Source organism: Streptomyces sp. NPDC033845 (assembly GCF_055576225.1).
Window position 1 is genome coordinate 575,290 of record NZ_JBVIRI010000003.1, and the last position, 18,219, is coordinate 593,508.

At 73.4% G+C, this 18,219-nt stretch carries 20 protein-coding genes; 10 read left to right on the plus strand and 10 right to left on the minus strand.

Annotated features, from left to right (window positions below; all coding sequences use genetic code 11):
- Window positions 1-336: 336 nt before the first annotated feature.
- Window positions 337-570: a hypothetical protein gene (locus ACZ50K_RS09670; protein ID WP_468899758.1), complete on the minus strand. Its 234-nt coding sequence runs from the start codon at window positions 568-570 to the stop codon at window positions 337-339.
- Window positions 567-1,454: a mycothiol conjugate amidase Mca gene (gene mca, locus ACZ50K_RS09675; RefSeq protein ID WP_468899926.1), complete on the minus strand. Its 888-nt coding sequence runs from the start codon at window positions 1,452-1,454 to the stop codon at window positions 567-569. The genes ACZ50K_RS09670 and mca overlap by 4 nt, the downstream gene beginning before the upstream one ends.
- A gap of 105 nt (window positions 1,455-1,559) precedes the next feature.
- Here mca and ACZ50K_RS09680 point away from each other — a divergent pair, with 105 nt between their 5' ends.
- Window positions 1,560-1,976: a DUF4307 domain-containing protein gene (locus ACZ50K_RS09680; RefSeq protein WP_468899761.1), complete on the plus strand. Its 417-nt coding sequence runs from the start codon at window positions 1,560-1,562 to the stop codon at window positions 1,974-1,976.
- Window positions 1,977-2,195: 219 nt separating this feature from the next.
- Window positions 2,196-2,693 carry a transcription elongation factor GreA gene (greA, locus tag ACZ50K_RS09685; protein ID WP_468899764.1) on the plus strand — a complete coding sequence of 166 codons (498 nt, stop codon included), beginning with the start codon at window positions 2,196-2,198 and terminating at the stop codon, window positions 2,691-2,693.
- A gap of 82 nt (window positions 2,694-2,775) precedes the next feature.
- Here greA and ACZ50K_RS09690 read toward each other — a convergent pair whose 3' ends face one another.
- Window positions 2,776-3,183 carry an ATP-binding protein gene (locus ACZ50K_RS09690; protein ID WP_468899767.1) on the minus strand — a complete coding sequence of 136 codons (408 nt, stop codon included), beginning with the start codon at window positions 3,181-3,183 and terminating at the stop codon, window positions 2,776-2,778.
- 115 nt (window positions 3,184-3,298) lie between these two features.
- Between ACZ50K_RS09690 and ACZ50K_RS09695 the strand changes: the two genes are divergently transcribed.
- Window positions 3,299-4,108, plus strand: a complete 810-nt coding sequence (locus ACZ50K_RS09695; RefSeq protein WP_468899769.1) for a helix-turn-helix domain-containing protein — start codon at window positions 3,299-3,301, stop codon at window positions 4,106-4,108.
- Complete coding sequence (locus ACZ50K_RS09700; protein WP_468899771.1) at window positions 4,105-4,281, plus strand: DUF397 domain-containing protein; 177 nt, start codon at window positions 4,105-4,107, stop codon at window positions 4,279-4,281. Before ACZ50K_RS09695 ends, ACZ50K_RS09700 begins: the two co-directional genes overlap by 4 nt.
- Window positions 4,282-4,337: 56 nt before the next feature.
- Here the strand turns inward: ACZ50K_RS09700 and ACZ50K_RS09705 are convergent, their stop codons facing one another.
- The 3 genes from ACZ50K_RS09705 to ilvA form a co-directional block, all read right to left on the minus strand.
- On the minus strand, window positions 4,338-5,204 hold the full coding sequence (locus tag ACZ50K_RS09705; protein WP_468899774.1) for an ABC transporter permease: 867 nt from the start codon (window positions 5,202-5,204) through the stop codon (window positions 4,338-4,340).
- Window positions 5,201-6,187: an ATP-binding cassette domain-containing protein gene (locus ACZ50K_RS09710; RefSeq protein ID WP_468899776.1), complete on the minus strand. Its 987-nt coding sequence runs from the start codon at window positions 6,185-6,187 to the stop codon at window positions 5,201-5,203. Before ACZ50K_RS09710 ends, ACZ50K_RS09705 begins: the two co-directional genes overlap by 4 nt.
- 146 nt (window positions 6,188-6,333) lie before the next feature.
- Window positions 6,334-7,566, minus strand: a complete 1,233-nt coding sequence (gene ilvA, locus ACZ50K_RS09715) for a threonine ammonia-lyase (RefSeq protein ID WP_468899779.1) — start codon at window positions 7,564-7,566, stop codon at window positions 6,334-6,336.
- Window positions 7,567-7,975: 409 nt separating this feature from the next.
- Between ilvA and ACZ50K_RS09720 the strand changes: the two genes are divergently transcribed.
- The 3 genes from ACZ50K_RS09720 to ACZ50K_RS09730 are packed head-to-tail and all read left to right on the plus strand — an operon-like array spanning window position 7,976 to window position 9,306.
- Window positions 7,976-8,506 carry a MarR family winged helix-turn-helix transcriptional regulator gene (locus ACZ50K_RS09720; protein WP_468899782.1) on the plus strand — a complete coding sequence of 177 codons (531 nt, stop codon included), beginning with the start codon at window positions 7,976-7,978 and terminating at the stop codon, window positions 8,504-8,506.
- 45 nt (window positions 8,507-8,551) lie between these two features.
- Window positions 8,552-9,058: an RNA polymerase gene (locus ACZ50K_RS09725; RefSeq protein WP_468899785.1), complete on the plus strand. Its 507-nt coding sequence runs from the start codon at window positions 8,552-8,554 to the stop codon at window positions 9,056-9,058.
- Window positions 9,055-9,306, plus strand: a complete 252-nt coding sequence (locus tag ACZ50K_RS09730; protein WP_468899788.1) for a hypothetical protein — start codon at window positions 9,055-9,057, stop codon at window positions 9,304-9,306. The genes ACZ50K_RS09725 and ACZ50K_RS09730 overlap by 4 nt, the downstream gene beginning before the upstream one ends.
- A 146-nt stretch (window positions 9,307-9,452) precedes the next feature.
- Here ACZ50K_RS09730 and ACZ50K_RS09735 read toward each other — a convergent pair whose 3' ends face one another.
- Window positions 9,453-10,625 carry a cystathionine gamma-synthase gene (locus tag ACZ50K_RS09735; protein WP_468899790.1) on the minus strand — a complete coding sequence of 391 codons (1,173 nt, stop codon included), beginning with the start codon at window positions 10,623-10,625 and terminating at the stop codon, window positions 9,453-9,455.
- Window positions 10,626-10,675: 50 nt separating this feature from the next.
- On the opposite strand from ACZ50K_RS09735, the gene ACZ50K_RS09740 reads away from it, so the two are divergent.
- Both ACZ50K_RS09740 and msrA read left to right on the plus strand, forming a co-directional pair.
- Window positions 10,676-11,782, plus strand: a complete 1,107-nt coding sequence (locus tag ACZ50K_RS09740; RefSeq protein ID WP_468899792.1) for a hypothetical protein — start codon at window positions 10,676-10,678, stop codon at window positions 11,780-11,782.
- A 141-nt stretch (window positions 11,783-11,923) separates the two neighbouring features.
- The gene (msrA, locus tag ACZ50K_RS09745; RefSeq protein WP_468899795.1) at window positions 11,924-12,586 is read left to right on the plus strand and encodes a peptide-methionine (S)-S-oxide reductase MsrA; all 663 of its coding nucleotides are present in this window, start codon (window positions 11,924-11,926) and stop codon (window positions 12,584-12,586) included.
- Between the two features lie 41 nt (window positions 12,587-12,627).
- Here the strand turns inward: msrA and ACZ50K_RS09750 are convergent, their stop codons facing one another.
- Both ACZ50K_RS09750 and ACZ50K_RS09755 read right to left on the minus strand, forming a co-directional pair.
- The gene (locus ACZ50K_RS09750; protein WP_468899798.1) at window positions 12,628-14,844 is read right to left on the minus strand and encodes a sulfatase-like hydrolase/transferase; all 2,217 of its coding nucleotides are present in this window, start codon (window positions 14,842-14,844) and stop codon (window positions 12,628-12,630) included.
- A gap of 107 nt (window positions 14,845-14,951) precedes the next feature.
- On the minus strand, window positions 14,952-16,016 hold the full coding sequence (locus ACZ50K_RS09755; protein WP_468899801.1) for an NAD(P)-dependent alcohol dehydrogenase: 1,065 nt from the start codon (window positions 16,014-16,016) through the stop codon (window positions 14,952-14,954).
- 205 nt (window positions 16,017-16,221) lie between these two features.
- Between ACZ50K_RS09755 and ACZ50K_RS09760 the strand changes: the two genes are divergently transcribed.
- Entirely contained in the window at window positions 16,222-17,145 is a 924-nt protein-coding gene (locus tag ACZ50K_RS09760; protein ID WP_468899803.1) for a helix-turn-helix transcriptional regulator, read from the plus strand.
- A 40-nt stretch (window positions 17,146-17,185) separates the two neighbouring features.
- Here ACZ50K_RS09760 and ACZ50K_RS09765 read toward each other — a convergent pair whose 3' ends face one another.
- Complete coding sequence (locus ACZ50K_RS09765) at window positions 17,186-18,169, minus strand: GNAT family N-acetyltransferase (protein ID WP_468899806.1); 984 nt, start codon at window positions 18,167-18,169, stop codon at window positions 17,186-17,188.
- Window positions 18,170-18,219 lie beyond the last annotated feature (50 nt).

The window sequence follows — 18,219 nt, forward strand, 5'->3', positions numbered from 1 at the left end:
CCCCGGTCCTTGACCATGGTCGTCCGGCGGCGGTCGGTCGGTCGGTCGGGCCATGGCCCTAGCCCTGGCCGACCTGGCCGCAAGCCGGTACCCGCGGGCCGTGACCGGCCCGATCGGCCCCAGGCCGGACGGCGCCGGGGCGCGGCCAAGCCGAGGGCCCGGCCCGAGGCGGTAGGGCAGGGCGAGGCCCAGGGGCCGCAGGGGCGGGGAGGCCGAGGGCCGGCCCGGCCGGGAGGCCGAGGGCCAGCCCGGCCCGGCCCGCAGGCGCGGGCGCGCCAAGGCCCGGCCCTCAGGCGCGGGCGCGCCATGGTCCGGGCCCGGCCGGAGGACCCGGGGCTAGGTGGCCGACGGGGTTTTCGGGGTGGTCTGGGCCGGGGCGGGGGCCTCTTCGAAGTCGACTCGGCCCATGTGGCGGTTCATGGACTTCATCAGGGCCCACACGCCGACGGCGAGGGCCGCGAACACGAGGAACCCGAGGATGCCCGGGGTCACCTTGTTCTTGTCGAAGGTGTCTCCGGCCAGCGGGAGGAGCTGGGCCATGGCCGCGTGCGTAGCCTGCGTAGCGCTCATGAGAGGACATTCTCCCGGATGCCCTCGAAGAGGTCGGACTCGGGGAGGGAGGTGTCGACGAAGGACTTCGCCAGCTCGTACTCCTCGGTGGGCCAGACCTCCTTCTGGATGTCCATCGGGACCCGGAACCAGCCGCCGTCGGGGTCGATCTGGGTGGCGTGGGCGATCAGTGCCTTGTCCCGGATCTCGAAGAAGTCGGCGCAGGGCACGTGGGTGGTCAGGGTCCGCTCCTTGCGCTCGAACTCCTTCCAGCGCTCCAACCACTCCCCGTAGGGGGATTCCAGGCCGCGCTCCAGCAGGGCCTCGTGCAGGGCGATGGTGCGGGGCTTGTTGAAGCCCTGGTTGTAGTAGAGCTTCTGCGGCTGGAAGGCCGGCCCGAACTCGTCCTCCGGGTACTTCACGGTGTCGGCCGCACCGTCGAAGGCCACCATCGTGATCTTGTGGGTCATGATGTGGTCGGGGTGCGGGTATCCGCCGTTCTCGTCGTACGTGGTGATGACCTGCGGCCGGAAGGCGCGGATCTTGCGCACCAGGCGGCCGGCGGCCTCGTCCACGTCGGCCAGCGCGAAGCAGCCCTCGGGGAGCGGAGGCAGCGGGTCGCCCTCGGGGAGGCCGGAGTCCACGTAGCCGAGCCATTCCTGCTCGACGCCGAGGATCTCGCGGGCCTCGTCCATCTCCTTGCGGCGCACCTCGTGGATGTTCTCCTCGATGTACCTGTCGCCCTGGAGCTTGGGGTTGAGGATCGAGCCGCGCTCTCCACCGGTGCAGGTCACGACCAGGACCGGTACCCCCTCGGACACGTACTTGGCCATGGTGGCCGCACCCTTGCTCGACTCGTCGTCGGGGTGGGCGTGGACGGCCATCAGTCGAAGCTGCTCGGTCAAGTCGGTCAAGACAGGATCCTCTGTGATTCGGCGCGATCGGCGGCTTCTATAGTGACCGAATCGGGGGACGGAAAATTCCGGGGCCCCCGAAGAGAGGATCCGATCATGAGCTCGCTGCGCGAGGGCCTGCCCGAGGGCCGCTACGGCCGTTCCGCGGACCAGACCGCCGACCGCAAGCTCAAGATCGTCGGATCCGTGCTGGGTGTGGGCCTGCTGGCCCTGGTCGGCTGGATCGGCTGGGACTACGTGGCCGGGCAGGACGTCAGCGCCGAGGTGATCAAGTACGAGGTGGTGTCGGACTCCGAGGTGAAGGTCCACCTGGAGGTCCGCAAGGAGGCCGGGGCCACCGGCGTCTGCACCCTGAGCTCGCAGGACGAGTCGCACGCCGAGGTCGGCCGGGCCGACTTCACCTTCGACGCCCCCGGCAAGCGGCTGGACGAGCTGGTCACCCTGAGGACCACCGGCCGTGCGACGATGATCGAACTGGTCGGCTGCCAGGTCGCCGGCACCCCGGCCGGCTGACCAAGGAACCCGTCCGGGCCCGCTCAGGGCCCGCTCAGGGTCCGTCGAGGCGGCGGCGTCCACCCGTCCGGAGCAGCGCCCGGCGCGCTGACCGGCACGGACACACTTGATACGACGGTGTCCTCCCTCTTTTCCCCCCGAATTGTTAGGCTCGTGGTTTCGCCCGCACGCCCTTCGCGTGCGCGGCCATGTATTCCCCTGTACCGACGAGGAGCACCTGTGACCCAGACGAGCGAGAACGTCACCTGGCTGACCCAGGAGGCGTACGACCAGCTCAAGGCCGAGCTGGAATACCTGTCTGGTCCCGCCCGTACGGAGATCGCCACCAAGATCGCGGCGGCCCGCGAGGAGGGTGACCTCCGGGAGAACGGCGGCTACCACGCGGCCAAGGAAGAACAGGGCAAGCAGGAGCTCCGGGTCCGCCAGCTGACCCAGCTGCTGGAGAACGCCAAGGTGGGCACGGCCCCGGCGGCCGACGGCGTGGTGGCCCCGGGCACCGTCGTCACCATCGCCTTCGACGGCGACCCGGACGACACCATGGAGTTCCTGCTGGCCTCCCGCGAGTACGCCTCCGAGGACATCCAGACCTACTCCCCGCAGTCCCCGCTGGGCTCCGGCGTGATGGGCAAGCAGACCGGCGACGACGCCGAGTACGAGCTGCCCAACGGCAAGAAGGCCCAGGTCAGGATCCTGGCGGTCCGCCCCTACACCGGCTGACCGACCCCCGCACCGATACGCACGGAGGCCCCCGCCGCGACCGCGGCGGGGGCCTCCGCGTCTGCCGCCGGGCCGGGGTCCTTCAGCCCAGGTCCAGCTCCGCCCAGACCGTCTTGGTGGGCAGCCGGACGTCCACACCCCACCGGGAGGCGAACGCCGCCACCAGGACCAGGCCCCGGCCGCCCTCCCCGTACGCGTCCGGGGCCGCTGCGGACGGGAGCGCCTCCGGCTTGGCGTCGTCGACCGCGATGAACAGGGTGTCCGCCCGCAGCCGGAGCCGCAGCCGGAAGCGCCGGTCGCGGCGGTGCCCGTGGGTGACGGCATTCGCGGTGAGTTCCGCCACGACGGAGGCGGCGGAATCCGAATGCGGACTTCCGGCCGGAATTCCCCAGTCGGCCAGCCGGACCACGGCCAGCCGACGCGCCAGCCGCGCGCCCCTGCGCGTACTGCTGAACTGCCGGGCGAACTCCGGTTCGATCATCGTCGGCATGCCGTCACGTCCCCTGCCTGTTTCCGCTTCTTGGGTATGAGCCTGGCCCCCACTGGATACGCTCACCAGGGGTTTCAACGTGCACGAATGCGTTCCGCAGAAACGGAGTTGGGGCATGGCCCGACCGCGGAAGGATTTGGACCGGTCGACGCCGGCAGGCCTGCTGGGAGCCAAGGTCAGAGACCTGATGGACCTGCGGGGACTCAACGCGAAGGACCTCGCTGCGCTGGTATTCGTCTCAGAAACGCGCATCATCAAAGTGCAGACGGCCAACGACCCGCCGAACCGGGAACTCGCGGAGCGGCTGGAATCGGCGCTGGACGCGGGCGGGGCGATCATGGAGCTCTATCCGCTGACGCGGAACGAGTCGTTCAAGGACTACGCCAGGGCCTTCCTGGCGAAGCAGCGGACAGCGAAGACCGTTCGCGAGTACTCGCCGATCATCCCGGGCCTCCTCCAGACACCGGAGTACACCGCCGCCATCGTGCGTTTCGCTTCCCCCGGCGGGGCCGCCCACGTCGAGGCGGCCGTGGAACGCCGAATGGAGCGCCAGGAAGTCCTGGAGGGCCCCGACGCGCCCTGGCTGTGGGTCACCCTGACCCGCTCGGCGCTGGACTCGGTGATCGGCTCCCGGGCCGTCATGAGGGAGCAGATGGAACACCTGCTCAAGATGGTCACGCGGCCCAACATCCACGTACAGGTCCTGGCCCGCGACGCTCCATCCATCCCCGGCTCCATCAGCCTGCTCGCCCAGCCGAACGGTGAACGCTCCGCCTACACCGAGGGATTCGGCATCGGCCGGTACATGCAGGACATCGAGGACGTGGAGCGACACCAGAAGATTTATGATCAGCTCCACGCTGAGGCCGTAGGGGTCAGCGGGTCGGAAGAGCTCATCCGGGAAGCCCTGAGGAATCACACATGACCGAGCAGCCCAACTGGCACAAGTCCACCCACAGCGGCGACGACGACAACTGCGTCGAGGTCGCCGAGAACCTTCCCGGCACCGTCCTGATCCGCGACACCAAGAACCACGGCGCGGGCACGCTCGCCGCCTCCCCCGCCGTCTGGGGCCGGTTCCTCGACTCGGTGGTCTGACACGGCGCACGTGGGCCCCCGCCGCTTCGCGCGGCGGGGGCCCATGGCTGCCCGGGTCAGGCGGTGGCCGAGCGGTACTTGCGGACCGCGAGGGTGCGGAAGAAGACGATGATCAGGACCGACCAGATCACCGAGGCGAGCACCGGGTGCTGCATCGGCCAGGCGTCCGGGGCCTGGTAGCCGGGCGGGAAGTTGCCGAACAGCTCGCGGGCCGCCTGCACGGTCGCGCTGAACGGGTTCCATTCGGCGATGTGCCGCAGGAAGGTCGGCATGTTGTCGGAGGGGACGAACGCGTTCGAGATGAACGTGAGCGGGAACAGCCAGATCAGCCCGCCGGAGGTGGCCGCCTCCGGGGTGCGTACGGACAGGCCGATCAGGGCGCCGATCCAGGAGAAGGCGTAGCCCAGGAGCAGGAGCAGGGCGAAGCCGGCCAGGACCTCCAGGGCGCTGGTGTGGGTGCGCCAGCCGACCAGCAGGGCCACGAGGGCCAGCACCACCAGGGTGAGGGCGGTCTGCACCAGGTCGGCGAGGGTGCGGCCGGTCAGGACCGCGCCGCGGGCCATGGGGAGCGACCGGAACCGGTCGATCAGGCCCTTGTGCATGTCGTCGGCGATGCCGGCGCCCGCGCCGGCGGTGGCGAAGGTGACGGTCTGGGCAAAGATGCCCGCCATCAGGAACTCCCGGTAGTCCTGGGAGGAGAGGCTGCCGCCGACGCTGATGGAGCCGCCGAAGACATAGCTGAACAGGACCACGAACATCACCGGCTGGATCACGCCGAAGATGATCATTTCCGGGATGCGGGACATCCGGATGAGGTTGCGCTTGGCGATGACCAGCGAGTCGTTGACCGACTGGACGATCCCGCCGCGCGGGCGCGGGGCGGCCGGTCCGGGGGTGGCCGCGGTGTTGTCGGTGAGGGTCACTTCGCCTCCTCCTTGCCGCCGTCACCGTTCTCTTCCTCGGTCAGCTCGGCCGCGTGGCCGGTGAGCGAGATGAACACGTCGTCCAGGGTGGGGCGGCGCAGTCCGATGTCGTCGATCTCGATGCCGAGCCCGTCGAGTTCGCGGATGACCTCGGCGAGCAGTTTCGCGCCGCCGCTGACCGGCACGGTCAGCTTGCGGGTGTGGCGTTCGACGGAGGTCTCGCTCTTGCCGAACACGGACAGCACCCGGCGGGCGTCCTCGATGTGCGCGGGGTCGTGCACGACCACCTCCACCCGCTCGCCGCCGGTCTGGGCCTTGAGCTGGTCGGAGGTGCCCCGGGCGATGACCTTGCCGCGGTCGACCACGCAGATGTCGTGGGCGAGCCGGTCGGCCTCCTCCAGGTACTGGGTGGTGAGCAGCAGGGTGGTGCCGGCGGCCACCAGTTCCTCGATGACCTCCCACAGGGCCTGCCGGTTGCGGGGGTCGAGGCCGGTGGTCGGCTCGTCCATGAACATCACGGGCGGCTGGACGACCAGGGCGGCGGCGAGGTCCAGGCGCCGGCGCATGCCGCCGGAGTAGGTCTTGGCGGTGCGGTCGGCGGCGTCCGCCAGGTTGAAGCGCTCCAGCAGCTCCACGGCGCGGGCCTTGGCCGCCTTGGAGTTCATCTGGTAGAGCTGGCCGACCATCTGGAGGTTCTCGCGGCCGGTCAGGTACTCGTCCACGGCGGCGAACTGCCCGGAGAGGCCGATGGAGCGGCGGACCTCGTTGGGGTGCTTGAGCACGTCGATACCGGCGACGACGGCCTTGCCGCTGTCGGGCTGCAGGAGGGTGGTCAGGACGCGGACGGTGGTGGTCTTGCCCGCGCCGTTGGGCCCGAGCAGGCCCAGGACGGTTCCCTCGGGGACATCGAGGTCCACCCCGTCCAGGGCCCGTACGTCGCCGAAGGTCTTCACCAGACCTTCGGCGTAGATCGCGCCTGGCATATGGATTCTCCCAGATTTATTTCGGGTGTTTCCTACGCAAATGCTATGGGCGATAGTCGAGATACGCCCAAGTGGGCCACGGTATCGCGCTATATCGCGTGGCGCCCGGGAGTTTTCGACACCGGCGGGAAGGGAAAAGGGCGGGGTCAGCCGATGACGGGGTAGCCGGCGGCGTGGAGGTGGCGGGCGACCTCCCGGCAGTGCTCGGGTCCCTTGGTCTCCAGGTGCAGCTCCACCTCCACCTCGGTCAGCCCCAGCCTCGGATCGGTCCGGACATGGCTGACGTCCAGCACGTTCGCGTCCACCACCGACAGCTCCCCCAGCAGCCCGGCCAGGGCCCCCGGCCGGTCCGCGACCCGCAGCCGCAGCGAGAGGTAGCGGCCGGCCGCCGCCATGCCGTGCCGCAGGATCCGCTGGAGCAGCAGCGGGTCCACGTTGCCGCCGGACAGCACGGCCACCACCGGGCCCCTGCCGTACCGCTCGGGCTCGCTGAGCAGCGCCGCCACCGGGCTGCACCCGGCCGGCTCCACCACCAGCTTGGCCCGCTCCAGACAGAGCAGCAGGGCGCTGGACAGGGCGTCCTCGGACACCGTCCGCACCTCGTCCACCAGCTCCCCGATGATCCGGAACGGCACGTCCCCGGGCCGGCCGACCTTGATGCCGTCGGCCATCGTCACCGGGTTGTCCACGGACACCGGATGGCCGGCGGCCAGCGAGGGCGGATAGGCGGCCGCACCCGCCGCCTGCACCCCCACCACCCGGACGTCCGGGCGCAGCGCCTTGACGGCCACCGCGATCCCGGCGGCCAGCCCGCCGCCGCCGATGCCGACCAGGATGGTCCGCACCTCCGGGCACTGCTCCAGGATCTCCAGGCCGACGGTGCCCTGGCCGGCGATGATGTCGCGGTGGTCGAAGGGGTGGATGAACACCGCGCCGGTCCGCTCCGCGTACTCCTCGGCCGCGGCCAGGGTCTCGTCCACCACCTGGCCGTGCAGCCGCACCTCCGCCCCGTAGTCCCGGGTCGCCGCCACCTTCGGCAGCGGGGCGCCGACCGGCATGAACACGGTGGAGCGCACCCCCAGCAGGGAGGAGGCGAGGGCCACACCCTGCGCGTGGTTGCCGGCGCTGGCCGCCACCACCCCGGCGGCCCGCTGCTCGGGGCGCAGCCCGGCGATCCGGACGTACGCGCCGCGCAGCTTGAAGGAGCCGGTGCGCTGGAGGTTCTCGCACTTGAGGTGGACCGGGGAGCCGGTGAGCGCGGTCAGGTGCCGGCTGCCCTCCATGGCCGTCATCCGCGCCACCCCGGACAGCATCTTCTGGGCCCCCCTGATGTCGTCGAGGATCACCTGGGGGACGGGATGGGGCACGCGGTAGTTCATGCGGCAAGTCTCGCAGCCGCCGCCCGGGCGGGCGCGGGCTGCGACCGCGGGCAGGCACGGGCTGCGGCCGCCCGGCGGTCCGGCGGGGCCGCCCGACCGGCCCCGACCGCCCCGCACCCGCCCCGCGCCCCGCCCCCGACCGGCCCGTACCCGGGCTCCGCCGGACCGCCGCCGGGCCCCCGCCGGCCCGCCGCCGCGCGCCGGTGGCCGGATCTCGCCATGCGGAACGCGGTGCACGGCTCGCCGGAACTCCCGCACACTGACCCCCGGCACGGCCCCGGACCGGCGGCCCCGCCACTCGTGCCGGACCCGGCACCTCCAGTTCCGCCACGACGCATACGGGCCACAGCCCGGCCGCGTACGCTGTGCCCCATCCTTGTCGGCCCCCCTGCGAAGAGAGCACACGGCCATGTCCTCCACCCCGGCCAGTCCCGACCTGCCGGCATCGGCCGCGCCCGACGGTGCACCCGCCGGAGCCGGTCTCCTCGACGCCCTCCAGCACCAGGTGGCGCTCTTCGCCCGGCGTGCCGAGCAGACCCGGCTCGGCGGGGTCGGCCAGGCCCGCAACTCGATGGACCGTGCCGCGTACCTGCTGCTCAACCGGCTCGACCTGGAAGGCCCGATGGGGGTCAAGGCGCTGGCCGGCGGGATGGGCATCGACTCCTCCACCGTCACCCGGCAGGTCGCCCCGCTGGTGGACACCGGTCTGGTGAAGCGGACCTCGCACCCGGAGGACGGCCGCGCGGTGGTCCTGGCGCTGTCCCCGCGCGGACTCGCCCGGCTGGAGGAAGTACGGTCCTCCCGGCGCGAGTTGATGGCCCGGGTGACGGAGGGCTGGTCGGAGGAGGAGCGCGAGGCGTTCACCGGCCTGCTGACCCGCTTCAACCTGTCGCTGTCCGACCTGATGGGCGCGGCCTCCGAGGGCGGCCCCACCTCCTGACGCGCCTCTTGACCGGGACGGCCCCGCTGACCGCACTATGAGCGTGTGCAACGGGGCGACCAGGGCGGGGAGTTCGGCGAGTTCGAGGCGTTCGTCGCGGGGGCGGCGGGCCGGCTGCTGCATGTCGCCCAACTGCTGACCGCGGAACCGCCCGGGGAGACCGCGGCCGCCCGCCGACTGCTGTCCGGAGCGCTGTCCCGGACCTTCGCCGACTGGCCGAGGCTGCGCGGGGACGACCCGTACGACCACACCCGGCAGGAGCTGTGCGCGGCCTTCGCCCGCACCGCCTGGCGGCACCACCGGGGCCGTGGCGGCCCGCTGGCCCGGCTGCGGCCGCAGCTGCGGCTGGTGGTCGTCCTGCTGGTCTACGAGGGCGTGGCCGAGTCCCAGGCGGCCGCCCTGCTGGGGCTGCCCGAGGAGCGGCTCAGAGTGCTGCGCGGCCGCGCGATAGCAATCCTGCGGGCCCCCGTGCGAGCCCCCCGGGGCGGGCGGCGGGAACGGGGCGGCAGTCCGGGCCCGGGCGGGGCGGCGGGCCGGGGGGCCGCGGCATGACGGCCCGGGACCGCAAGGAACTCGACGTCCGGGCCATGCTGGACGGACCGCACCCGGCCGTCCCGCCGGACCTCGCCGGCCGGGCGGCGGCCCGCGGCGGCCGGCTCCAGCGGCGCCGCCGGGCCCTGCGCCGGGCGGGCTGGTGGCTGGTGCTGACCGCCCTGGTCGCGCTGGCCGTGTGGGCGGCCCTCACCGATCCGCTGTCCGCCCCGCCCCGGACCGTCGCCCCGCCCCTGGAGGGCTGGTAGCCGCAACCGGCCAGCCTCCGGGACCGGCCGGTTCCGGGACCGACGGCCTCGGCGCGGGATGGCCGCCGGGAGGGGCGGCCCACCGGGCGGTCAGCCCACCGAGGCGGTCGGCCCTCCGTACCGCCCGGCCCTCCGGGCAGACGCTGCTAGCCGAGGGCCTGGGTGAGGTCGGCGATCAGGTCGTCGACCGCCTCGATGCCCACCGACAGCCGGACCAGGTCGGCCGGGACCTCCAGTGCCGAACCGGCCGCCGAGGCGTGCGTCATCCGGCCCGGGTGCTCGATCAGCGACTCCACACCGCCCAGCGACTCGCCGAGGGTGAACAGCTTCGCGCGGTTGCACACCTCCACGGCCGCCTCCTCCCCGCCGGTGACCTGGAAGGAGATCATGCCGCCGAAGGACCGCATCTGCTTCGCCGCGATCTCGTGGCCCGGGTGCTCCGGCAGGCCCGGGTACAGCACCCGGCTCACCTTCGGGTGCCGGGTCAGCATCTCCGCGACCTTGGAGGCGTTCTCCCCGTGCCGGTCCATCCGGACCGCGAGGGTCTTGATGCCGCGCAGCACGATCCAGGAGTCGAACGGCCCGGCCACCGCGCCCATCGCGTTCTGGTGGTAGGCGAGTTCCTCGCCGAGCGCCGCGTCCGCGGTGACCAGCGCGCCGCCGACCACGTCCGAGTGCCCGCCCATGTACTTGGTCAGCGAGTGGACCACCACGTCCGCGCCCAGGGCCAGCGGCTGCTGGAGGTAGGGGGAGGCGAAGGTGTTGTCCACGACCAGCTTGGCGCCGGCCGTCCGCGCGATGTCCGCGACCACCGCGATGTCGGTGATGCCCAGCAGCGGGTTGGAGGGGGTCTCCACCCAGATGACCTTCGTGCGGTCGGTCAGCGCCGCCCGCACCGACGCCGGGTCGGAGGTGTCCGCCACCGACCACTCCACGCCCCAGCGCGAGACCACCTTCGCGAACAGCCGGAAGGTGCCGCCGTAGGCGTCGTTCGGGATCACCACGTGGTCGCCGGGCGACAGCAGGGTGCGCAGCAGGCAGTCCTCGGCGGCCAGCCCGGAGGCGAAGGCCAGACCGCGCCGGCCGCCCTCCAGCGCGGCGAGGTTCTCCTCCAGCGCGGTGCGGGTCGGGTTGGCGCTGCGGCTGTACTCGTAGCCGCCGCGCAGCCCGCCGACGCCGTCCTGCTTGTAGGTGGACACCTGGTAGATCGGCGGCACGACCGCGCCGGTCAGCGGGTCCGCGGTGTTGCCCGCATGGATGGCGCGGGTCTCGAAGCTCTGGTGCTCGTGCTCGTGGCTCTGGTGGCTGTCGTCGCTCATGGGCAGAGCCTATTCGCCTCCGGGGCGGTCCGTCTGGTTCGCTTGGGCGCATGGAGATTCTCTGGTTCCTGATCGCGATGGGCCTGCTGGTGGCCGTCATCGGCCCGTGGATACGACGGCGTCGCGGCGGCATCCGGCTCGTCGCGCCCGGCAGCCCGGACGCGGCCGACCCGGCGGACTACGGCTTCGTACGGCAGGAGCTGCTCGACATCCGGGTCCCCGGCCCCGACCAGGACCTGATGGACGCCCTCGAAGTGGTGCAGGGCACCGGCCGCTGGCAGGCCGCCTCCCAGCTGCTGGCCGGCACCCCCAAGGAGGGAGAGCAGCGCTGGCAGCGCGTCCAGGCCTTCGCCGGGGCCGCCGCACTGGAGCTGGCGCAGCAGCCGGGCACCGGGGCGCGCTGGCTGAAGGCCTGGCGGCTGGAGGCGGAGAAGGACGCCGGCGGTGCGCAGGTGCACGCCGAGTTCCTCGTCCAGCAGGCCTGGCGGCAGTCCGGCGGGGTCGGTTCGGACGACCACCGGATCATCCTGGAGGAGGCCGGGGACGCCTGCCGCAAGGCGGCCCTGCTGGCTCCCGGCGACCCCGTCCCGTACATCACCGAACTGGCCGTGGCGCGCGGCCTGGCCTACCGGCCCGCCGAGTTCGACGCCCTGTGGGCGAACGTCCTGGACCGGGCCCCGCAGCACCTGGGCGCGCACCTGGCGGCGCTGCACTACTGGTGCGAGAAGTGGCACGGCTCCCGGGAGCAGGCGGACACCTTCGCGCACGCCGCCGCGGCCCGCGCCCCGCAGGGCTCGCTGCTGGCCGCGCTGCCGCTGTTCGCGGTGTACGAGCACCTGCCCGACATCGCCCTGGTGCAGAACTTCTACGGCAGCGCGGTGGTCAGCCGGGCGATGGACGGCGCCCTCTACGCGGTCCACTCGGCCCGCCAGGACGACCCGATGCTCGCGCACGTCCGCCACATGCTGCTGTTCTTCCTGGTCAACGGCGAGCGCTGGGCCGAGGCCATGGAGCAGCTGCGCCATGTCGACGGGTTCGTCGGCGCGCTGCCCTGGTCGCACAACCCCGACCCGGCGGAGATGTACGCGGTCTTCCGCGCCATGGCGGTCGGCGGCTACGAGGCGAACGGCGGCTCCCCGGCCACCCTGCCGCACTGAGCCGCACCGAGCCGCACGTGCCGCACGTGCCGCCGCCACGGTGCCGGAGGCGGTGGCCCGCTGCGGAGGCTGCTGCCGGCCCGGTGACCGGGAATCCCGGGCCGTCCGGCACCGTTCTCCCCTTACACAAGGAGGCCACGCATGTTCTCGTACCGCCGCACGCCCGAGCTCCCCACCGCCGAGGAGGCCCTCAAGGGCCGCCCGGAGCCCCTCTTCGCGCTCCCCGACCGGCACACCGTCCTCGGCAACCCGCTGGCCGGCCCCTACCCGCAGGGGCTGGAGGTCGCGGACTTCGCGCTGGGCTGCTTCTGGGGCGCCGAGCGCAAGTTCTGGCAGGTCCCGGGCGTGTGGACCACCCTGGTCGGCTACCAGGGCGGGTTCACCGAGAACCCCACCTACGAGGAGGTCTGCTCCGGCCGGACCGGCCACACGGAGATCGTCCGGGTGGTCTTCGACCCCACCCAGGTCACCTACACCGAGCTGCTGAAGCTGTTCTGGGAGTCCCACGACCCCACCCAGGGCTTCCGCCAGGGCAATGACGTGGGCACCCAGTACCGGTCCGCCGTCTACACCCACTCGGCCGAGCAGCAGCGCACCGCCGAGGCCTCCCGGGACTCCTACCAGCAGGTCCTGACCGGCTCCGGCTACGGCGCGATCACCACCGCCGTACTCCCGGCCGACCCCCGCCCCTTCTGGCCCGCCGAGGCCTACCACCAGCAGTACCTGGACAAGAACCCCGGCGGCTACTGCGGCATCGGCGGCACCGGCGTCTCCTGCCCCATCGGCGTCGCCGACGCCGGCTGAGAGCACCCGGGCCCGGGCCGGGGGCGGGCCCGCCGGGGCGGTCAGGGGACGGTGATGTGGGGGCGGGCCCAGGAGGTGTGGTCGAAGGCGGTGTTGCCGTTGGCGTCCTCCACCACCAGGTGGAGCAGGCGGACCCCGCGGACGTCCAGGTCGAAGGCGGCGGGGCCGCCGGCCGCGGTGAGGGTGCCGGTGGTCAGCAGGGTGCGGCCGTCGCCGATGACCCGGGCGCGGGTGGCGCCCGCCGTGGACTGGTTCTTCGAGAAGTCGTCGATGCCCACCAGGCCCGTGAAGCGGCCGGCCCGGCCGCCCAGGTGGTAGACGATCTCGGAGCGGGCGTGGACGCCCAGGCCCTTGGCGTGGACGGTGCCGCCGAAGGAGATGGGGGTGCCGTCGCCCGCCTCCTTGCGGCCGTTGGACCGGTCCTTCTCCACCGGGCCCCAGCCGTTGGCCGCGGACACCCAGGGCAGGTCGGACAGGTGGGAGTTCCGGGTGGGCGGGGCCGGCAGCACGGTCCAGGGCCGGAGCGCGGTGAAGGTGAGGGACCCGGTGGCGGCCTCGGCGGTGAGGACCGCCGTGCTGCCGGGGGCGGCCCCGGCGGGCGGGGTGATCCGCCAGGTGGTCGTCAGGACCGTCCCCGCGGCCAGTGAGGCGGCCGTGGCGGGTGTGGTGGGGGTGGCCGTCCAGCCGGCCGGGGCGCGCAGCACCACCCGTACGTCCGGCCAGGCCCGGGACGTGGAGTTGCCGAGGGTGGTGGTGACGGTGCCGGCGGCCGGGTCGGCGGTGGTGGTGAGGCCCCAGGGGCGGCGGGCCGAGGAGTCCGACCAGGAGGACCGCAGCAGGGCGGTGAGGGAGGCCACCACCGCCGGGTGGGAGGCCGCCAGGTCGTGCTGCTCGCCGCGGTCGGCGGCCAGGTCGTAGAGCTCGAAGCGCCACTGGGCGTCCGGGGCGGTCCGGTCCCGGGCGGGGGCGAAGCGGACGGCCTTCCAGTGGTCCTTGCGGACGGCCTCGGCGATCCGGGTGGCCCGCCCGCCGTCCTGGGTGTTGGCCCGACCGGTGACCCCCTGCTCGTCCCGGTACCAGTAGAGGTGCGGGTGCCGGGGGGCGAGGGCGGGGTCGCCGTCGAGGACCGGGACGGCGGAGAGCCCGTCGATGTCCGCGGGGGCGGGGGCCCCGGCCAGTTCGGCCAGGGTGGGCAGCAGGTCGTAGAGCGGGGTGGGGCGGTCGCTGGTGGTGCCGGGGGCGATCCGGCCCGGGGCCCAGGCGAGCAGCGGGACCCGGACGCCGCCCTCGTAGAGGTTGCGCTTGTAGCCGCGCAGCGGCCCGTTGGCGTCGAACAGGTCCGGGTCGACCCCGCCCTCCTCGTGCGGACCGTTGTCGCTGGTGAAGAGGACCACCGTGCGGTCGGCGGCGCCGAGGGCGGTCAGCCGGTCCACCAGTGCGCCGACCTGGGTGTCCAGCCGGGTGATCTGGGCCGCGTGCCCCTTGTTCTGCGCGCTCCAGGAGCGGCTCGCGTAGTCGCCGAGCTCCGGGATGTCGGAGGGGGCGTGCGGCAGCGTGGGGGTGAGGAACAGCAGGAGGGGGTCGGGGCCGGCGGCGTGCGCGTCGAGGAACTCCAGGGCCTCGGAGAGGATCAGGTCGGGGGCGTAGGTCCCGGCCGGTACGGCTTCCTCGGCGCCGTCGCGCCAGAGCCGGGCGGGCCGGTACTGGTGCGCGTGGCCGTGGTCGATGTAGCCGTAGAACCGCTCGAAGCCCCGGGAGTTGGGGTGGCTGTCCTGGCCGCCGGCCTCCGGTCCGAAACCCCATTTGCCGAAGAGGCCGGTGCGGTAGCCGCGGGCCCGCAGGACCTCCGCGAAGGTGGTGTCCCCGGCCCGCAGGGAGCCCTGGCCGCCGCTGCCGGGGTTGGCGCGGACCGCGGAGTGTCCGGTGTGCAGTCCGGTGAGCAGGGAAGCGCGGGAGGGGGCGCAGACGGCGGCCGCCGCGTAGGCGTCGGTGAAGCGGAGCCCTTCGGCGGCCAGCCGGTCCAGCCGTGGGGTGGAGATCAGCTTCTGGCCGTACGCGCCGAGGTCTCCGTAGCCCAGGTCGTCGGCCAGGACGACGACCAGGTGGGGCGGGGCGGCGGATCCGGCCGGGGCCGCCGGGGTGGCCCGGGTGCTCGCGGCGGCGGTCGCGGCCCCGGACCCGGCCCCGGTGAGCTGGGGGAGCGCGGCCAGCCCGGCCGCTGCCGCGGACCCGGTGAGGAAACGGCGGCGGCTGGGCATGACGGACTCCCGGGCGGTGAGGGCGGCGATGGGCGGCTGTGGTGCGCCGATCTTGCGCCCGGGGACGCCCGGGAATCCATGCACGCGGGATGAAGAGCTTGTTGCGGTCAGATGGTGGCGGTGTCGATGACGAAGCGGTAGCGGACGTCGCTGTTCTGGACGCGCTCGTACGCCTCGTTGATCTGGTCGGCGCGGATCAGCTCGATCTCCGCGCCCAGTCCGTGCTCGGCGCAGAACTCCAGCATCTCCTGGGTCTCGGGGATCCCGCCGATCATCGAGCCGGCCAGGGTCTTGTTCCCGCCGATCACCGCGAACAGGTTGAAGGAGACGGGCTCCTCCGGGGCGCCGACGTTGACCAGGGCGCCGCCCACCTTCAGCAGGCCCAGGTAGGCGCCCAGGTCCAGCGGGGCGGACACGGTGGAGACGATCAGGTCGAAGCGGCCGGCCAGCTCGGTGAAGGTCTCCTTGTCGCTGGTGGCGTGGTAGTGGGCGGCGCCGAGCGCGAGCCCGTCGTCCTTCTTGCGCAGGGACTGGGACAGCACGGTGACCTCGGCTCCCAGCGCCGCGGCGATCTTGACGCCCATGTGGCCGAGACCGCCGAGGCCGACGATCGCGACCTTCTTGCCGGGGCCGGCCCCCCATCGCTTGAGCGGGGAGTAGAGGGTGATGCCGGCGCACAGCAGCGGGGCGGCCACGTCCAGGGAGAGGCCGTCGGGGATGCGGAGGGTGTAGTTCTCGTCCACCACGATGTGGGTGGAGTAGCCGCCGTAGGTGGGCTCGCCCTTGCGGTCGACGGCGTTGTAGGTGCCGGTCATGCCCTGGACGCAGTGCTGCTCCAGGCCCTGGAGGCAGTACTCGCACTCCCGGCAGGAGTCGACGAAGCAGCCGACGCCGACCCGGTCGCCGACCGCGAAGCGGGTGACCTCCGGGCCCGTCTCGGTGACCACGCCGGCGATCTCGTGGCCGGGGACCATCGGGAAGATGCCCTCGCCCCAGCCGTCGTGGGCCTGGTGGATGTCGGAGTGGCAGATGCCCGCGTACTTGATCTCGATGAGGACGTCGTGCGGGCCCACCGGCCGGCGCGGGACGGTGGTGCGCTCCAGCGGGGCCTTGGCGGCCGGGGCCGCGTAGGCGGGGACCTCGGTGGGCGCCTGGGTGGGGGCCTGGGACATGGGGGTGCTCCTCGGATCGTGTCCGGACGTACGGGGGTGTGCGGCCCGTACGCGCTGTTCGGGGGGTACGGGGCGCCGGGGGAAACGATGCCCCGTCCGGCGGCGGTCACCCACCCCCCTGTCCAGCCTAGGACTGGCGAACGTATCCCCAGCAGGGTCAGGCTGGGCCCGGCGCGGCGCCCGGCGGCCCGGCGATACTGGGCTGATGGACCAGCTTGACCAGCGCGCCGAACTCAGCGAATTCCTCAGGTCCCGCCGGGCCCGGCTGCAGCCCGCGGACGTGGGGCTGCCGGAGTACGGGCGGCACCGGCGGGTGCCGGGGCTGCGCCGGGAGGAGCTGGCCCAGCTGGCCGGGGTGTCCGTCGCGTACTACACCCGGCTGGAGCAGGGGCACGGGCAGAACGTGTCCGCGGAGGTGCTGGACGCGATCGCGCGGGCGCTGCGGCTGGACGGGGTGGAGCGGGCGCACCTGACGCATCTGGCCCGCCCGAAGGCGCGCGGCCGGCGCCGGCCGAGCCCCCGGCCGGAGCGGGTGCGGCCGGAGCTGCTGCACCTGCTGGACGCGATGGACGGGGTCCCGGCGTACATCGTGGGGCGCCGGCAGGACGTGATCGGCTGGAACCGGATGGCGCGGGCGGTGTTCGGGGACTTCGCGGCGCTGCCGGCGGCCGAGCGGAACCTGGTCCGGCTGATGTTCCTGGACCCGGCGACGGCGGAGCTGTACCAGGACTGGGACTGCCGGGCCTGCGAGGTGGTCAGCAATCTGCGGCTGTACGCGGGCCTGTATCCGGACGATCCACAGCTGTCCTCCCTGGTGGGCGAACTGTCGGTGAAGAACGAGGAGTTCCGCCGGCTGTGGGCGGCGCACACGGTCGCCGACAAGGCGCACGGGGTGAAGCTGCTGCGGCATCCGCTGGTCGGGGAGCTGTCGCTGTCCTTCGAGACCTTCCGGCTGATGGACGACCCGGAGCAGGCGCTGATCACCTACTACGCGGAGCCGGGCTCGGCCTCGGCGGACGCGCTGCGGCTGCTGGGCGCCTGGGGCGTCCCGGAGCCGGACCGGGCGGAGCCGCCGGGGCGGGCCGGCACGGCCGGGCTGCGGGCCGGGGACGGGCTGTCCACGGGCTGAGCCCCGCACAGGGGCCCGACAGCCCCGCAGCCCCGCAGCCCTACAGGGTGAGCTGGTAGAGGGCGGCCCGGCGCTCCGGGCGGTAGCCGAGCGCCTCGTTGACCGTCCGCATGGGGGTGTTCCCGTCGGCGACGGTGGTGCCGATGGTGCGCAGGCCCGGGTAGCCGGCCGCGACCTCGGTGAGCATCCGGCGCTTCACGGCGCGTCCCAGGCCGCGGCCCCGGTGGGCGGGGAGCACCACGGTGTCGTACTGGAGGGCGCGGGTGGCGTCCGGGTCCGGCAGGACCAGTTCGGTGTACGCGGCCACCTCGCCGGTGCCGGTGACCGCGGCCGCGGTCAGGATCCGGCCGCCGCGGTCCAGGACCAGCCGGGCGGCGGCGCGGAGCCGGTCCGCGTCCCAGGCGACCACCCGTTCGTCGGTGTCCCCGCCGGGGGCGTCCTCCATGGCCTCGTGGGCGGCGGCCGCGGCGTCCGCCCAGGTGTCGGGCACCACGCCCGCCCAGATCGCCCAGTGGTAGCCGGCGGGCGGCTCGGCGGCGGGTTCCGGGACGGCCGGCACCTCCTGGACGTACCAGGTCAGCGGGAGGACGGGGACGAAGCCGAGGGACTCGGCGAAGGCCTGGCCGGGGCCGCCGAGGTCCACCATGACGCTGACGGAGCTCCGGCCGCGCGCGGCGAGTTCGGCGCGGACCCGGGCGAAGAGGGCGGTGCCGGCGCCGCGCCGGCGGGCGTCGGGGCGGACGGTGAGCTCCTGGAGGGAGGCGGTGCCGTCGTTGGCCCCGTCCTCGAAGAGCATCAGGGTGGCCACCCCCTCGTCGTCCCGTTCCCCGGCCGTCCAGTTCAGATGGCGGCCGCGGGCGGGCCGCACCAGCAGCCGGCCGGCCACCTCGGTCCGGCTGGGGCCGGGGACCCCGGGCAGGTCGGCCGCGGCGGCGGCGGTGAGCACCGCCCACCAGGTGTCCACCTGGTCCTCGCCGGGCGGGACGGGCAGCGGGCGGGTGGGCACGGGTGCGGTCGAGGTCATGGCAGGACCCTAGGCCGTGCCGGGTGGAACGCACGACGGGGTTTCCCGGG

Excerpts from the sequence above, each read along its gene's own strand:
- ACZ50K_RS09730 (WP_468899788.1), top strand. The coding sequence starts at position 9,055 with ATGACGGCCCGGGACCGCAAGGAACTCGACGTCCGGGCCATGCTGGAC.
- ACZ50K_RS09750 (WP_468899798.1), bottom strand. The coding sequence starts at position 14,844 with ATGCCCAGCCGCCGCCGTTTCCTCACCGGGTCCGCGGCAGCGGCCGGG.
- ACZ50K_RS09755 (WP_468899801.1), bottom strand. The coding sequence starts at position 16,016 with ATGTCCCAGGCCCCCACCCAGGCGCCCACCGAGGTCCCCGCCTACGCG.
- ilvA (WP_468899779.1), bottom strand. The coding sequence starts at position 7,566 with ATGAACTACCGCGTGCCCCATCCCGTCCCCCAGGTGATCCTCGACGAC.
- msrA (WP_468899795.1), top strand. The coding sequence starts at position 11,924 with ATGTTCTCGTACCGCCGCACGCCCGAGCTCCCCACCGCCGAGGAGGCC.
- ACZ50K_RS09680 (WP_468899761.1), top strand. The coding sequence starts at position 1,560 with ATGAGCTCGCTGCGCGAGGGCCTGCCCGAGGGCCGCTACGGCCGTTCC.
- ACZ50K_RS09720 (WP_468899782.1), top strand. The coding sequence starts at position 7,976 with ATGTCCTCCACCCCGGCCAGTCCCGACCTGCCGGCATCGGCCGCGCCC.
- ACZ50K_RS09740 (WP_468899792.1), top strand. The coding sequence starts at position 10,676 with ATGGAGATTCTCTGGTTCCTGATCGCGATGGGCCTGCTGGTGGCCGTC.
- ACZ50K_RS09760 (WP_468899803.1), top strand. The coding sequence starts at position 16,222 with ATGGACCAGCTTGACCAGCGCGCCGAACTCAGCGAATTCCTCAGGTCC.
- ACZ50K_RS09735 (WP_468899790.1), bottom strand. The coding sequence starts at position 10,625 with ATGAGCGACGACAGCCACCAGAGCCACGAGCACGAGCACCAGAGCTTC.
- ACZ50K_RS09670 (WP_468899758.1), bottom strand. The coding sequence starts at position 570 with ATGAGCGCTACGCAGGCTACGCACGCGGCCATGGCCCAGCTCCTCCCG.
- ACZ50K_RS09710 (WP_468899776.1), bottom strand. The coding sequence starts at position 6,187 with ATGCCAGGCGCGATCTACGCCGAAGGTCTGGTGAAGACCTTCGGCGAC.
- ACZ50K_RS09765 (WP_468899806.1), bottom strand. The coding sequence starts at position 18,169 with ATGACCTCGACCGCACCCGTGCCCACCCGCCCGCTGCCCGTCCCGCCC.
- ACZ50K_RS09690 (WP_468899767.1), bottom strand. The coding sequence starts at position 3,183 with ATGCCGACGATGATCGAACCGGAGTTCGCCCGGCAGTTCAGCAGTACG.
- ACZ50K_RS09700 (WP_468899771.1), top strand. The coding sequence starts at position 4,105 with ATGACCGAGCAGCCCAACTGGCACAAGTCCACCCACAGCGGCGACGAC.
- ACZ50K_RS09695 (WP_468899769.1), top strand. The coding sequence starts at position 3,299 with ATGGCCCGACCGCGGAAGGATTTGGACCGGTCGACGCCGGCAGGCCTG.